The following is a 14640-nucleotide window of genomic DNA, read 5'->3' as shown; positions in this document are numbered from 1 at the left end:
TTAACGGACGTGAGGGTTCAAGTCCCTCTCTTCGCACCAGGACAATAGATGAACAGACAACACGATGCGAAGGTGGCGGAATTGGTAGACGCGCTAGCTTCAGGTGTTAGTGTCTTAACGGACGTGAGGGTTCAAGTCCCTCTCTTCGCACCACGTTGTCTTCACTTCTGAGTTTTTCTGTTATCCCCCTTTCTGTTTTATTTTCTTTGTGTTACCTGCCAGCTGTTCCCGTTATTCCGGGGTTATCCGTATTGCGTATCTGATACGCGTTAAGAGAAATTCACCACCATCGCTGCCACACCGCCTGAAACGACCAGGCAGGAAGGAAGTAACAGGTAATGACGTAAACGGGGATGCAATAGCATGACCAGCGTCAGTATCAGTGCCATCAGCATAATGATCCGCCACTGCTCAAATCCCGGATGCCAGAGTGCAAAGACCGGCATTGCCGCACAAGGCAGCAAAACGCCCCAGCCACTGTCTATCTTTTTGCCCATTATCCAACTGAATATCCACAAGGATCCTGAAGCTACCATCGCCATTTCCATCAATGAACCCTCTTAACGAGAATGATTTTCACTATCATATGATAAGAGTTATCATTTTCAACTTCTTTTATGCTTCCGCAGCACAAAAAAGTTTTTTCACTGAAGTCGGTGTAATTTCCCGCTGAAGCGTTTACAGCCTCCTCCGCTTATGGCAATTTTTAAATCTGAAAAATTCCTGGAGAATAAAATGAGTCTGCAGTCGGTACAGCAGTTCTTTGCTGAGCATGCCCCGGATATTGAAGTCATAGAAGCCGCAGAAAGTACCGCGACTGTCGATATGGCAGCCCGGGTCCATCAGGTCGAACCGGGACAAATTGCCAAAACCCTGTCACTGAAAGTGAAGCAGGAGATTATTCTGGTGGTGATGAGCGGAAATGCACGGCTGGATAACAAAAAGCTGAGAACCACCCTGGGAGCCAAAGCCAGGATGCTCAGTGTGGATGAAGTTATCAATGCGACCGGGCATCCGGTCGGCGGCGTCTGCCCTTTCGGGCTGGAGAATCCGTTAACGGTCTATTGTGATGTTTCGCTACAGGCGTTCAGCGAAGTGCTTCCTGCCGCCGGCAGCACCCATAGCTGCGTGCGTATCACGCCACAGCGTATGGCAGAACTGACGGAAGCCCGCTGGGTGGATGTCAGCCAGTAACGCCCGGACGATCCGATGGCCGCTGCTATCGGTTCCCGGCACCAGTCATCCGGATGGCCCTTCTGCCACCGCTGGAGGACTGAGCACTCGCTCCAGCAGGCTGAGTAATAATGCGTTATTGACCGACGTCAGAATACGGACGTCGGCCCCCTCATCAGGATCAATGCCTACCCCTACCCGCAATGGCTGCCGGTAACGCCAGCTTTTTCCGCGCGTCAGGCCGGGGCGTATCTCAATACCGGCACGAAAATTCTCTGCAGTTGCCACCTGCGGGTCCAGCAGCCAGGCCACCACCAGCACATCATGGATCCAGCTCCCTTTCAGATGCCGGGTAAGCATTGAATAGGTTATCCAGGGTGTCAGGGTGTCACGAACAAACCGGGCCAGCGGGGAATGACCGGCAGTGATCCGCAGTAAATCTTCCTGCGTCAGCAACGTATTAACTGTCACATCCATCGGCACCAGCGTAATTTTTGCCCCGCTATTCAGTACCAGAGACGCGGCTTCCGGGTCCAGTCCAAAATTAGTATCTTTAATATAATCATCCAGGTGAAAGACACCGCCCATGATAATAATTTCTGCGACGGCTTCCGCCATCTGCGGAAAACGTTGCAACGCATGGGCAATATTGGTCAGCGGACCCAGCGCCAGCAGGGTCACCTCTCCCGGTGAGGCACAGATACATTCGGCCATCCGCTCTGCAGCATGACGTGGATAGTCTGAAAACAGAGCCGGCTGGCGGACAGAATCCCACAAATAACCGAGAGAAAGTGCATCGACCCGGGTATCCAGTTGGCGACGCCACTCTTCTTCCGGCTCACAGAGCGCCCGCTCAGCACCACAATAGACAGGTACTGTTAAGCCGCAACGCCGGACCAAATCCGTCACCACCCGGGCTCCGGTCATTGCCGGGGTATTTCCGCTGACGGTGGTGACCATTTCCACCGTCAGATCCGCTGATGCCAGCGCCAGCGCGAGAGCTAAACCGTCATCGGTGTTCGCCCCGGCAATCCCGTTTCCGGGGTCACAATCAATAATTATCCGTTTCATATTTCCCCCGGCCTGACTCAGTTAAAGGGGAACCGGCGGGGCACCCGCAGGACTCACCGACGTCAAGATAATGCCGGATTTCATGCAATCCGGCATCTGCCTGCCACGTATGGAGCAGTCGGATAGCCGTCGCCGCAATGTCAGCAATGGGCTGACGAACTGAGGTCAGTGAAGGCAGGAGATAAGCGCCCTGATCTGTCCCGTTAAAACCCACTATCGCCAGGTCGTCCGGTACCCGTATCCCTTGCTGGTGAAAGGCCCTCAGGCTACCTGTGGCCATTTGTTCATTACAGATAAACAGCGCCCGCGGGTATCCCGGGCCGGCCAGCAGCTGCAAGGCGGCCTGATATCCCCCGTGGCGCGTATAATCGGCAGGCACCACCCATTGCGGATTGATGGCTAATCCGGCATTACCCATGGCATCAATCCAGCCCTGTAAGCGGTCGCGGCTATTCAGCATCCGGGCAGGCCCGGTGATGATCCCGACCTCACGATAACCATGACTCAACAAATGTGCCGTCGCCTCTCTGGCGGCCTGCCGTTCATTCATGCGTAAAACTGAAACCCCGGGTTCCGGCTCCACACCGTCAAGCATCACCACCGGTGTACCATTACGTCGTATCATATCAGTATGCGGGTGGCGGTCGGCACTGATATAGATGAGCCCGTCCACCTGGCGGTTCAGTAATCCCTGAATGATCTCCCGTTCCCGCTGACAATCATCTCCGGAATCCCCCAGTAGCATGACATGACCATAACGCATCGACTCCTGTAAAAGTTCATGGGCCAGAGAAGCAATAAACGAATTAGAAATGTCCGGTACCACTACCCCGAACGTGCGACTGGTTCCGGAAGCCAGAGCACGGGCAATGCTATTCGGTTGATAACCTGTCTGCCGAATGGCTTGCAGTACCCGCTCCCGGGTCGCTTCTGCCACCGGACGTGGCCCGTTATTAATCACATAACTGACCACGGCAACCGACGTACCGGCCAGACTGGCAACGTCTTCCCGTGTCACTCTTCGCTGAGTTAACCGTTTAACCACATACTCTCCTGTTTTCTCCGGCCGGAGACACGTCCCGGGTGAGTCCCCTAAATCGCGTCATCCGGCAAATTCAGGTCCCGGCCCCGGGTTTCAGGTGCAATAAACGTCGTCACAAAACCGATACCTGCCATCAGCGTAAAATAGACGGCAATGGCCCACCAGTGCCCGAAGTATGACAGCAGTGCCGCAGCCACCAGCGGCGCTGTGCCGCCGGAAACAATCGATCCCAGTTCTTTGGCGACGGCCATTTTGCTGTACCGGTGGGTGACACCAAACAACTCTACGCCCCATGCCGCCTGTACCCCGAAAATCCCCAGAGAAGCCAGTGCCATCCCGACAACAATCGTTGAAATGACAATCCACGGCTGATGACTGTCCAGTAACATGAAGGCTGGCCAGGCATAAATCATTAATAGCAGGCAAAAAATACGATAGAGTTTCCGGCGGCCATAACGGTCGGAAAGCCAGCCTGCCAGCGGGATCACTAAAAAGCCCAGCACAGAGGCAATGAAAACAGCGGTGGTCGGTACTGATTTATCCATCATTAATACTTTGGCGACATAACCGACCATAAACCCCTGAGCCAGATAAGAAGGGCCATTTTCGCCAATTCTCAGCCCGATCATGACCCAGAAAGCTTTACCGGGGCCACAGGGTTTCTTCCTGCTCAGTGATGCCGTTTGCAGGGTTTGCTGACGCTCTGCCATCAGCTTTTTTTTACGTTGCTCAAAGACCGGGGTTTCACGTACCGAACGGCGCATCCACAGAGCCCCGAGTGCAATCAGAAAACTGCACAGAAACGGGATCCGCCACCCCCAACTGATCAGACTTTGATGATCCAACTGAACCACCAGCAACCAGACGACAGAAGCTATCAGGGTACCGCTGTTGGAACCCAGGGCGATGACGGATGCGACCAGTCCACGCCGCGCAGGCGGGGCATATTCTCCCAGCATCACCGTCCCGCCGGATAACTCAGCCCCGGCACCGAACCCCTGAGTGAAACGCAATACCACCAGGCAGGCCGGGGCCCAGAGGCCGATAGTCCGGTAATCCGGGATAAGACCTATCAGCATGGTGGACAATCCCATCAGCAGGATGGTGATCACCATCACTGACTTACGTCCGTGACGATCCCCCAGCCAGCCGAAGAAAAGTGCCCCGATGGGCCTGGCAATAAAGCCCACCGACCAGGTCGCGAAACTGGACAGTAACGCCATGGCGGGTGTGACTTCGGGGAAAAAAACATCGCCGAAGATAATTCCGGCGGCTAAACCGTAGAGTGCGAAGTCAGCATATTCCATCGCGGTGCCAAGCCAACAGGAAAACGTCGCCCGCCTGAAATCACGGCGTGCTTCACTCTCTTCTGTCAGGGTCAGCGAAGGATGAGAGGTTGGATGTCCGGGGGGATGTGCCATCACGGAGTACTCCCTGTCGTTTGGGTCAGAAAGGGACTTACTGTGGCACTGAGTGAAAAACGCCCACAGTTAGCAATATTTCTCCGGCATACGGAGATCAGAAGAAATTCCCTGGTGTCGGAATATTCGCTTGTCATTTTTGCCAGTCTTAGATGACTAATCATTTAAATGTTACAAGAGCAACTGAATGGCCGGATTACAGCGATTTTTTTGTGGGCGTTTTTCGGCAAGGATTTTATCTACGCGCGTAGATAAATCAAGAAAAAACGCACAGAAAATCCATTGTGTTTTATAATCAACAGAAGTCTTGCTGTTTAAATGAATTAATCGTTCAGTTATTGAGATTAAAATCACATTTTTAGTGTGCAATGAATGCAATAGCTTCCCTGCACGGCAGAGAAAATTAGCGTAAAGATGTGTCAGTAATATGACACCCTTCCGCGATAGTACCGAACGAAAAAGATATTTTTATCTCAACTTCGCGATCTGGTTCAAAAAATTTTCGAATAAACAAAAAACAGGGTTCTTATCCCCGGCGAAACAGCACATTGCCAGGCATAAAAATCTGCAACATCCGTCCGGTATACGCCGGTGTCCGGTCTTCAGGTCAGGGCGGTAACCTACTCTTTGCAGGAGAGCATTTTGGTATCAGAGCTTATTTCAACAGGATTCTTTGCGGCCTCGGTCGTGATCTATGCCCGTAAAGCCGGTCGTCACCGGCTCTGGTTTGTTATTATTACTCTGTTGTTAATGAGCTTTCTTCTACTGAATGCGACGTTATTTGCCAGTAATTACTTTACCGGTAACGGAATTACCGAAGCCGTTCTTTATACCGTCACAAATAACCTGACCGGGGCCGGTACCGCCCGCTATCTATTACCGGCATCCGCATTAATCCTCGTGACAGCACTCCTCTTTCTGGTACTGACCCGTATTCTGCGGAATAAAAATAAGCACCATGCTGGCTGGAGTATTTTTGCCTGTCTGCTGGCCGGTCTTTCTATTAATACCAGCCCGGCTTACCAGCAAATAAAATCGCTCGTCGCCTCGCATTCATTTCAGGAAGGGTCTGATTTTGATGACTATTATAAAGTCCCCGATAGCAAGATTAAAAAACCTCACCTGAATCTGGTTTATATTTATGCGGAAAGCCTGGAAAGAACCTACTTTAATCAGCAAGCCTTCCCGAACCTCGCTCCGGAACTGATGCAGCAGATGCAGTCAGGTATCGATTTTACGTCAACTGAACAATTACCCGGTACCGACTATACCATCGCCGGTATGGTGGCTTCGCAATGCGGGATCCCCCTGTTTGCTCCGTTTGAGGGGAATGCTTCGTCTTCTCTTTCCAGTTTTTATCCGCAAAATATCTGCCTTGGCGATATTCTGAAAAACTCCGGATACCAGAACTGGTTTATTCAGGGGGCCGATTTACGCTTTGGAGGAAAAGATATCTTCCTGCGTTCCCACGGGTTTGAGCCGCAACATATGGAAGGGTCAGAAGAACTGAAAACCCAGGTAGCAAACCCCGGGTACAGGAATAACTGGGGATTTTATGACGATACAGTTCTGGATAAAGTTTTCGATAAGTACCAGCAACTGTCGGCACAAAACCAACGCTTCGCTCTGTTTGCGCTGACCGTAGACACCCATCACCCGGATGGCTTTATCTCTGCCTCTTGCCAGCGAAAAAGCTATCCGTACGAGGGAAAAAATAATCTTTCTTTCAGTGCCGTGGCCTGTTCTCAGGAACATATCGCGCGACTGATTGAGCGGATAACGCAGTCACCTGGCTTTAAAAATACGGTAATTGTTGTCGGCTCGGATCATCTGGCGATGAACAATACGGCATACCGTTATCTGACCCGCTATCCGCGCCACGATACCTTTTTTATTATTCGCGGGGATAAGCCCGAAACCGTTACCCTGAACAGCAAACGTAACACCATGGATAACGGTGCAACCGTCCTGGATATCCTTGGCGGCGATAATTTTATTGGTCTGGGACGCAGTACCCTTTCCGGTACCTCTCTGTCACAGGTGTTTGATAACCTGTCGCAGAAAGTTCTGCAGTGGAAACCGGACATTATTCAGCTCTGGAACTTTCCCCGAAAAATAGATCACTTCACTGTCGATCCGCAGAAAAATACCCTGAGTTTTTCCGGCTCCACCTTCCGGTTGCCGGTGCTGATTAAAGTCGATGCTGATAAAGTCGAACCTATTCCTGAAGGCGTCTATGCCGAAACTCTTTCTGCGCGGCTCAGCCGGTTTGCCGCCGGGGATAAATTCGTCTGGGTCGATAAATGTTATAAAGCCGGCCGTCTGTGGGCGCCGTCGCTGGCATTGACTGATGCGCTTTGTTATACCCACGGTCAGTTAGGGGGCACGCCGGAAGTCACCGAACTCGGGGCCGGTCTCTACCAGGGCAAAGTCATCTTCCCGCCCACCCTTTCTTCGGCAGACCACTATCAGCAAGCCCTATCCCTGCTGAAAATGCCGGACAACACTATCCGGTACCCTTCGGCAGTCTATCTGTTCAACCTGCCCGGTGCGCCGGAATCGGTCGAATCCTTTAGCGGTCTGTCCCGCAATGAGGGCTGGGGCCGCTGGTCCAATGCGAATCTTGCACCAGCCGTAACGCTGACCTATAAAGCGCCTCTGCCGGCGGCCTTCACGCTGCGGATCACTGCCAAAGGTTTTGGCCCGAATATCGGCAAGCCTGTGCGGGTGACGGTCGGTGGTCAGCAACAGACCTTTATCCCGACAGCAGAATTAACCGGGTATCAACTGCACTTCACCCCCCCGGCCGGGAGCCGTGTGATTACCCTGACTCCGCCGGAACCCGTTGAAAGTATGCTGGATAATATTATCGGGCAGGATCCGCGTAAGCTGGGGATAGGCTTGCAGTCATTACAGATAGTCACTGATGACAGCCAGCCCTGACAGGCAGGAGCGTTCAGTAAAAGCGAGGGGGCATTGCGCCCCCTCCGTAACATGGCAGATTAACGGTAGATAATATCGCCGGAAATAATACGCAATATTTTCCCTTCCGCATCCGTGATCAGGACGTAATCACCGCCCATATAGGTCCAGTGACTTCCGGCGACCGGTGCCGGTAATTTTCTCAACTGCCATTTGGCAATATTGTAAGTCGCGGAACGATACAACGGCGGAACAACATCGCCGATAGCATAGTGATGGAAATCACCAAAAACAGTGTCACGATCCAGCGGATCTTTTGACGTATCTGAAGGCGCAGTCGCGGGAGCAGATGCTGCAGGCGCTTCTGCCGGTGACTGAGAGGCTGCCGGTGCCTGAGTGGCCGTAGCCGCAGGCGCAGAAGTGACCGGTGTTACAGGGGCATCTTCCGCGTTGACCTGACTCACACCCAGTAAACTCACTGACATCAGCATGACAGATGAGGCTAAAACAAACGGCTTACGCATAAAAACTCCCTAACAAACTTTCCCACGACGGGCAGTAATAAAGGCTACAGGTTATCACTATGGTTTATAGCTTATCCGGCGCTAAGTAGAACAGCATTACGGTGCTTTTTCCTGTACTCATCTGTGACAAGGTTTTGCAGAACATCAGTAAAAATTTGCTGAAGACTTCCCCCTGCCGGTGACGCCGGCCAGTCACCGCGTCAGGATCATTCTGCTAACGCTCCCTGTGGTTTCCGTAAGGATACCGCCTGACCGGCAGGCACTAAGGGTGCATATTACCGGATAATAACACGATCAGCCTCACACGCACGCTATCGGTTTCTGGTTTAGATAGCAGGTTACACGGCCGGGAGCCCCAGATTTTCACGTAATGTACTGTGGGCATAATCCTGACGGAACAAGCCACGACGACGCAGCTCCGGGATCACTCGTTCGATAAACAGATCCAACTGTTCCGGCATAATCGCAGGCATGATGTTGAAGCCATCCGCAGCCCCCTGGTTCAGCCATAATTCAAAATCATCGGCGATATCTTCTGCTGTACCGATGATCACCCGATGCCCGCGCGATCCGGCAGCAATCGCTGCCAACTCGCCCAGGGTCAGGTTATCCCGCTTCGCCATATCCAGCATCAGCCTGACACGGCTCTGGTTCCCCTCTCCTAACGGAACGTCGGGCACCGGCCCATCCAGCGGGTAACCTGATAAATCGACCCCGAACCGCAGCGATAACTGACTGATCCCGTTCTCAAGGTCAACCAGGGTATTCAGTTGTTTCCATAGTGCATGGGCTTCCTCACGTGTACGTCCGACAACAGGCATCACTCCCGGCATAATCACCACATGGGAGGGGTCACGCCCTGCTTCCCTGATTTGCTGTTTCTGAACACGGTAAAATGCCTGTCCTTCTTCCAGCGTGGCCGATGCCGTAAAAATAACTTCTGCTGTTTCGGCAGCCAGTTTCTGGCCATCCACAGAGGAGCCTGCCGTGATGATCACCGGACGTCCCTGAGGGGAACGGGTGATATTCAGCGGGCCCTGAACCTGAAAATGCTCACCGCGATGATTCACAGCTTTTATTTTTTCATCGACAAAATAGCGGCCAGTCTCTGCGTCTGGCTGAACTGCCCCTTCCTCCCAGCCATTCCATAATTTACTGGCGACATCCAGGAACTCGCGGGCCCGCCCATAACGTTGGGCATGGTCCGGCATATCTTCACGGCTGAAATTACGTGCCACATCATTTGAAAATGACGTGACGACATTCCAGGCTGCCCGGCCGCGGCTGATATGGTCAAGTGAGGATAAACTGCGGGCCAGAGTAAAAGGATCACTGAATGTGGTGGATGCCGTGGCAGCCAGACCAATACTTCGGGTCTGTACTGCCAGAGCCGATAACAGTGTCAGTGGCTCCAGCCGCGCCATTGTTGAAGGTAAGCGGTACATGCTGGTCGCCAGTGCATCACCCACAAAAAACAAATCAAAAGTTCCGGCTTCAGCTTTTTTTGCCAGGGTGATCAGCCAGTCGATGTCGGTAGGTGCCCCTGCATTATCGGTTAAACGCCAGCCACTGACATGATGTCCTAGAGGCTGTACAAAAAGGCCCAAACGAAGGCGGCGCTGAGTCTCTGAATTTTCCATAGAATCTTCCTGAATATTCTGTTGCTGAAATAATCACGGTCTTTTTTCCGGTTGAGAGTCTCTGCCCGCCGATTTACTCCCCATAAAAGATAAAAACCAGATATAAATTTACTTTTTCACTGGTCGCTTTAATCGTGTCATGGCTGAAAGTTTTCAGGGAATATATGCCCTGACTGACCTCTGTTCGTAATTTAAGTGCGGTTCGGTGAAAGGTGTCCCTGATATATTCCCGGAGGAGATATCATCGCGGACGTATCCGTAAGGCTTCCCCCTGAGTCTGTTCCGCGTATCTCTCCGTCCGGAAAAAAATAACCTGCCGGAGTGTCCCGGTGCAGGTATTTCCTGCTTCCTTCGTCCTCTCAGGCGTCAGAGGGGCCGCTGCCCACAATAATCATGGCGAAGCGCCATTTATCCGAAAAAAGAAATTATCGCTGCTCAATACATCCTATCTTTTCTGTTAAATACAGAGCCGGAAATAACAACCGCCATATTACGATGGAGGCTTATATTCGCAATAAAAAACACAAAGAGTAAATATCAACTACGCATTAGCTTATACAGACATTAACTATCTCTCTGTATTCATTTACTGATAAGTTATCCCACACTGGCAACTGACGTTATTCTTTTTTTAATCGTTTACCGGTAAGGAAAATTTTATGTCTCTTGATTTTCGTCAGGTCAGGGAAGATGAAACGGAGGATTATCAGGCGCTGATCCTGTCGGCTTATGCTGCGACGAAAGTGCCGGGTATTTATTTTGATGCCGCCAGTACCACCAGGGAAAAAACCCGGCGGCACATACAACATCACGGGGTATACGCCCTTTACGACGGAGCGACACTGGTTTCATCGGTCACTCTTCGCTATCCCTGGGGTCCTCAGCCTGGCCCGTTAGGCCTGCCACACCTTGGCTGGTTTGCTGCACACCCCGATTATCCGGGCAGGCATTACGGCCGTCAGGTCATGGAACGGGTAGAACAGGAAATACTGACCGGGCAATTACGGGCTCCGGCCGTTTCACTGGGTACAGCAGTCAGCCATCCCTGGCTGAAAAATATGTATCAGAAACGCGGGTTTATCCCTATGCATACCGCCGATTTGGGAAAAGGCCATATCACCCTGTATATGAAAAAAATCCTTGATGAGTCCGCGCACAAATACTGGTTGGCACAACACGCTATTCCACCCGTCACCGATGACAGGATAAAAGAAACACAATGACTGAATTCAATGAAAGCCGCTTTGCTGAAAGCCTGATCGCCTTTCGCCATGAACTGCACCGGTTTCCTGAATTATCGAATCAGGAATTCGAAACAACAGCCCGGCTTCGTGCCCGGCTGGGATCTCACCAGATCAGGATTTTAGATCTGCCATTGAAGACAGGGCTGGTCGCCGAAATCGGAGATCCGCAGGGGCCACTGGTGGTACTACGTTCGGATATTGATGCGCTGCCCATCGAAGAGCAGTCCGGCGTCGAATATCGTTCACAAAATCCGGGTGTCATGCATGCCTGCGGGCATGACTTCCATTGCACCGCGGCGCTGGGTGCAGCCATTCTGCTGAAAAAACAGGAAAGCACACTAACGGGCCGGGTCAGGATCCTTTTTCAGGCGGCAGAAGAAACCGGTCAGGGCGCACCGGAGATCATTAATACCGGTGCGTTAAAAAAAGCATTTGCGATCTTCGGGTTACATAATGACCCGACCCTGCCAGCCGGAGTTATTGGTACGAAAGCGGGAGCACTGACAGCAGCGGTAGATAAGTTCAGGATCACTGTCACCGGTACCGGCAGTCATGCAGCCCGTCCCCATGAAGGTAATGATCCCATCGTGATCGCCGGTCAGCTGATCACCGCATTGCAGACGCTGATCAGCCGGAATGCACCTTCCGCCGATAATGCCGTGGTCTCTGTGACACAGATACACAGCGGTACCACCTGGAATGTGATCCCGGACAGTGCCTGGCTGGAAGGTACGGTTCGGACTTTTTCGCCCGCAACACGTCAGTTGATTGAGACCCGCTTACGGCACCTGCTGAACGGTATAGCCACAGGGTTTGAAGCAAAAATCAGTCTGGACTGGCAGCCGGGTCCGCCACCGGTCATCAATGATGCTGACTGGGCCCGCTTTGCACTTCAGCAGGCGACCGACAGCGGGTTTGACGCCAGAGTCGTTGAAGCCAGCCCTATCGGTGAAGATTTTGCATTTTACCAGCAGCAACTTCCCGGCGCCTTTGTGATGGTGGGAACAGGCCAGCCATATGCCTTGCACCATCCGGCTTTCCGCATCAATGATGATGTCCTGTTACCGGTCTCCCGCTATCTGGCCCGGCTGGCAGAAAATGCGTTGCAGTCAGAACAGAGACCGCCAGATGGACATCACTGAGTCACTGGTCAGCTATCTTCCTGAAAGCCGCCCGGCAGCATAAAAACGGGATACCCTACGGGGTTCAGAAACGTAACGAAAGACAGGATAAGCTGCCATCCATCCGTTTAAATTCACTGGTGTCGATGGTCACCACGGGCATACCGGTCTGACGAAGGATTTCCTGCGTGACCGGATATCCCGCTGGCATCAATAGTGTTCCGTTAATCAGTAAGGTATTCCCGGCATAGGCTTCATCATCAGGGATCACCAGCCTGCGGAACCCGGCAAACACGGGCAGGGCTTCATAAGCAGACGTCATCAGCAACGTATTCTGACCAATGTAATTCACTACACTTTTCAGATGCAGCCCGGAGTCCACCGGAACCGGTGTCACCCGATAGCCTAATGGCGTCACCACCGAGGTAAACTCATCAATTCCGGCCCTATTGGTGCGTCGGGTCAGCCCGATAAAAAAGTGTCGATCTGCCAGTAATACATCTCCGCCATCAAGCTGCCCTTTATCACTCATCACATACAGCGAGCGATACTTCTCCAGTTCAGAGGCCAGTAATGCGCCTTCGCCCTGACGGCTAAGTACGCCGGAATGCGTGATAATGGCCAGCTCCGGGAGAATAACCGCCGGGTCTTCCACAAAATGTGCATCCGGAAAATCAGACTCAGCCGGCAAAATAGTGACCCGGATCCCCAGTTCCAGCATAATTTCGATATACCGAAAAAATTGCTGGCGGGTTTTCCCGCTATCCGGCCGGCCGCTATTCGCCGTTGTTTGCCCTTCTGCACAATTCAGTGCAGGTAACCGGGTGATGACCTGTGTAAATTTCATGACCACCTCTTACGATAACCTCAGAATAAATATTTCCCCGGAACACGGTTACTGCGCAAAGGACAGATTCGCGGTCGGCCAGCCCGGTACAGATCAAAAAAAACCGCAGTCACTCTGTCTGCGGTTTTATTATTATCAGCTCTTCATATCAGGCAAAGGCTATCAGATACCGTTTTCCTGTAACGATGAATGACTGCGGTTATTGCGCTGACGGCGGTGAATAACCAGTCCTGCCAGTACCACTAATAATGCCAGAATACCGGTCGCAATAATCTCGCTACGGTGGGCAGGCATAAACAGCATGGAGCAGAGGATACCCACGATCACCACAATCACCGCGTAGGTCAGGCCAGGGAACAGCCACATTCTGTAATCCAGTGCTTCCCCGCGTGCTTCCATACGTTTACGCATGACCAGATGCGAACAGGAAATGACCAGGTACACCAGCAAGGCAATCGCGCCTGAGCTGGCCAGCAGGAAGTCAAAGACTTCTGCCGGCGCAAAGTAGTTAGCAAACACCGCCAGGAACGCTGCCGCGGTGGAAGACAATACAGCCACCCACGGGGTTCCGCCTTTGTTGGTTTTAGCTGCCGCCGCAGGAGCATCTTTACGGGTTGCCAGTGAATAGAGCATACGTGACGAGGTATAAAGGGCCGAGTTCAGGCAGCTACACACCGCGGTCAGAACCACGATATCGACAATCAGCCGGGCATGCGGAATATTCATCAGTTCCAGCACCGTCTGATAAGACCCGTTTTTGGCCAGCGCCGGGGTATTCCACGGCACCAGAGAGACAATAAACAGAATCGATAACAGGTAGAACAGCGAGATACGCCAGATAACGGAGTTAGTCGCACGTGAAATTTCACGGCCCGGGTTTTTAGACTCTGCCGCAGCAATCGTGACAATCTCAGTACCCATAAACGAGAACATGGTGGTCAGGATAGCAGCCAGAACCGCGCCAAAACCGTGAGGCATAAAACCGTCGGTATCGTATAAGTGCGACATACCGCTGACCTGGCTGCCCGGCATCAGACCAAAAATAGCCACACATCCCAGTACCAGGAAAGCCACAATGGCGACAACTTTGACCAGTGCCAGCCAGAATTCAAATTCACCGTAATGTTTAACACTGAACAGGTTACTTGCCGTCAGTAACAATGTGATCACCAGAGTAAACTGCCAGATAGCGACCTGCGGGAACCACGAATTCAGTATGGTAGCCGCCGCATTGGCTTCCAGCGGGATCACCAGCACCCAGAACCACCAGTATAACCAGCCAATAGTAAACCCGGCCCAGCGGCCCAGGGCTTTTTGTGCATAAGTGGAGAACGAACCGGAATCGGGGGTGCTGACGGCCATTTCCGCCAGCATACGCATAATCAGTACCACCAGCCCACCGGCGATGATATAGGCGATCAGCACAGCAGGCCCGGCTTCAGCAATCGCATGGCCGGAACCGACGAATAATCCCGCGCCGATAACACCGGCAATCGAGAGCATTCGGATGTGACGGGATTTCAGACCCGGAGATAATGAATCAGAAGCAGAAGAAGTGACGCTCATAGCTTTCCCTCAGTATAATTTTTTTTGCTAAGTGCCTGGCGGACCAGTCACCTGCGGTTGATCGGGAAG

12 protein-coding genes and 1 tRNA gene are annotated in these 14640 nt (G+C 52.3%); 5 read left to right on the top strand and 8 right to left on the bottom strand.

The features are described 5' to 3' along the window. Positions 1–66: 66 nt before the first annotated feature. Positions 67–153: transfer RNA gene (locus GTPT_RS05365), tRNA-Leu, on the top strand. A gap of 116 nt (positions 154–269) precedes the next feature. Here the strand turns inward: GTPT_RS05365 and GTPT_RS05360 are convergent. Then, positions 270–548, bottom strand: a complete 279-nt coding sequence (locus tag GTPT_RS05360; RefSeq protein WP_025901155.1) for a DUF1435 domain-containing protein — start codon at positions 546–548, stop codon at positions 270–272. Positions 549–735: 187 nt separating this feature from the next. On the opposite strand from GTPT_RS05360, the gene GTPT_RS05355 reads away from it, so the two are divergent. Beyond that, positions 736–1194, top strand: a complete 459-nt coding sequence (locus GTPT_RS05355) for a YbaK/EbsC family protein (RefSeq protein WP_025901154.1) — start codon at positions 736–738, stop codon at positions 1192–1194. A 45-nt stretch (positions 1195–1239) separates the two neighbouring features. On the opposite strand, the gene GTPT_RS05350 is transcribed toward GTPT_RS05355, so the two are convergent. From GTPT_RS05350 to GTPT_RS05340, 3 genes are read right to left on the bottom strand one after another with little or no spacing between them, the layout of a single operon-like run. Next, a complete protein-coding gene (locus tag GTPT_RS05350) occupies positions 1240–2244 on the bottom strand; it encodes a nucleoside hydrolase (RefSeq protein WP_029989797.1) in 1005 nt (334 codons plus the stop codon). After that, the gene (locus GTPT_RS05345; RefSeq protein WP_025901152.1) at positions 2225–3289 is read right to left on the bottom strand and encodes a LacI family DNA-binding transcriptional regulator; all 1065 of its coding nucleotides are present in this window, start codon (positions 3287–3289) and stop codon (positions 2225–2227) included. The genes GTPT_RS05350 and GTPT_RS05345 overlap by 20 nt, the downstream gene beginning before the upstream one ends. 47 nt (positions 3290–3336) lie before the next feature. Further along, positions 3337–4707 carry an MFS transporter gene (locus GTPT_RS05340; protein WP_081671429.1) on the bottom strand — a complete coding sequence of 457 codons (1371 nt, stop codon included), beginning with the start codon at positions 4705–4707 and terminating at the stop codon, positions 3337–3339. 639 nt (positions 4708–5346) lie between these two features. Between GTPT_RS05340 and opgB the strand changes: the two genes are divergently transcribed. After that, a complete protein-coding gene (opgB, locus tag GTPT_RS05335) occupies positions 5347–7650 on the top strand; it encodes a phosphatidylglycerol--membrane-oligosaccharide glycerophosphotransferase (RefSeq protein WP_029989793.1) in 2304 nt (767 codons plus the stop codon). Between the two features lie 59 nt (positions 7651–7709). Here opgB and GTPT_RS18030 read toward each other — a convergent pair whose 3' ends face one another. Further along, a complete protein-coding gene (locus tag GTPT_RS18030; RefSeq protein ID WP_371190655.1) occupies positions 7710–8093 on the bottom strand; it encodes an RcnB family protein in 384 nt (127 codons plus the stop codon). Positions 8094–8491: 398 nt separating this feature from the next. Then, a complete protein-coding gene (locus GTPT_RS05325; RefSeq protein ID WP_029989791.1) occupies positions 8492–9793 on the bottom strand; it encodes an LLM class flavin-dependent oxidoreductase in 1302 nt (433 codons plus the stop codon). A 659-nt stretch (positions 9794–10452) separates the two neighbouring features. On the opposite strand from GTPT_RS05325, the gene GTPT_RS05320 reads away from it, so the two are divergent. Together GTPT_RS05320 and GTPT_RS05315 are read left to right on the top strand one after the other, a co-directional pair. Then, the gene (locus tag GTPT_RS05320; RefSeq protein ID WP_051170709.1) at positions 10453–11016 is read left to right on the top strand and encodes a GNAT family N-acetyltransferase; all 564 of its coding nucleotides are present in this window, start codon (positions 10453–10455) and stop codon (positions 11014–11016) included. Beyond that, a complete protein-coding gene (locus GTPT_RS05315; RefSeq protein WP_029989788.1) occupies positions 11013–12179 on the top strand; it encodes an amidohydrolase in 1167 nt (388 codons plus the stop codon). Before GTPT_RS05320 ends, GTPT_RS05315 begins: the two co-directional genes overlap by 4 nt. A 64-nt stretch (positions 12180–12243) precedes the next feature. On the opposite strand, the gene GTPT_RS05310 is transcribed toward GTPT_RS05315, so the two are convergent. Both GTPT_RS05310 and gabP read right to left on the bottom strand, forming a co-directional pair. After that, entirely contained in the window at positions 12244–13005 is a 762-nt protein-coding gene (locus GTPT_RS05310; RefSeq protein WP_025901145.1) for a dimethylarginine dimethylaminohydrolase family protein, read from the bottom strand. Between the two features lie 162 nt (positions 13006–13167). Then, positions 13168–14571, bottom strand: coding sequence for a GABA permease (gene gabP / locus GTPT_RS05300; RefSeq protein ID WP_025901143.1), 1404 nt, complete (start codon positions 14569–14571; stop codon positions 13168–13170). Positions 14572–14640: the final 69 nt, after the last annotated feature.

This window comes from Tatumella ptyseos ATCC 33301 (genome assembly GCF_000735525.1).
Taxonomy (GTDB): Bacteria; Pseudomonadota; Gammaproteobacteria; order Enterobacterales; family Enterobacteriaceae; genus Tatumella; species Tatumella ptyseos.
The sequence above is the reverse complement of the archived record's forward strand: the minus strand, read 5'-3'. Positions and strand labels throughout refer to the sequence as shown.

Bases quoted from the DNA above. Each gene is read 5' to 3' on its own strand.
- GTPT_RS05360 (WP_025901155.1), bottom strand. From the start codon at position 548: ATGGAAATGGCGATGGTAGCTTCAGGATCCTTGTGGATATTCAGTTGG.
- GTPT_RS05355 (WP_025901154.1), top strand. From the start codon at position 736: ATGAGTCTGCAGTCGGTACAGCAGTTCTTTGCTGAGCATGCCCCGGAT.
- GTPT_RS05350 (WP_029989797.1), bottom strand. From the start codon at position 2,244: ATGAAACGGATAATTATTGATTGTGACCCCGGAAACGGGATTGCCGGG.
- GTPT_RS05340 (WP_081671429.1), bottom strand. From the start codon at position 4,707: ATGGCACATCCCCCCGGACATCCAACCTCTCATCCTTCGCTGACCCTG.
- GTPT_RS05325 (WP_029989791.1), bottom strand. From the start codon at position 9,793: ATGGAAAATTCAGAGACTCAGCGCCGCCTTCGTTTGGGCCTTTTTGTA.
- GTPT_RS05320 (WP_051170709.1), top strand. From the start codon at position 10,453: ATGTCTCTTGATTTTCGTCAGGTCAGGGAAGATGAAACGGAGGATTAT.
- GTPT_RS05315 (WP_029989788.1), top strand. From the start codon at position 11,013: ATGACTGAATTCAATGAAAGCCGCTTTGCTGAAAGCCTGATCGCCTTT.
- GTPT_RS05310 (WP_025901145.1), bottom strand. From the start codon at position 13,005: ATGAAATTTACACAGGTCATCACCCGGTTACCTGCACTGAATTGTGCA.
- gabP (WP_025901143.1), bottom strand. From the start codon at position 14,571: ATGAGCGTCACTTCTTCTGCTTCTGATTCATTATCTCCGGGTCTGAAA.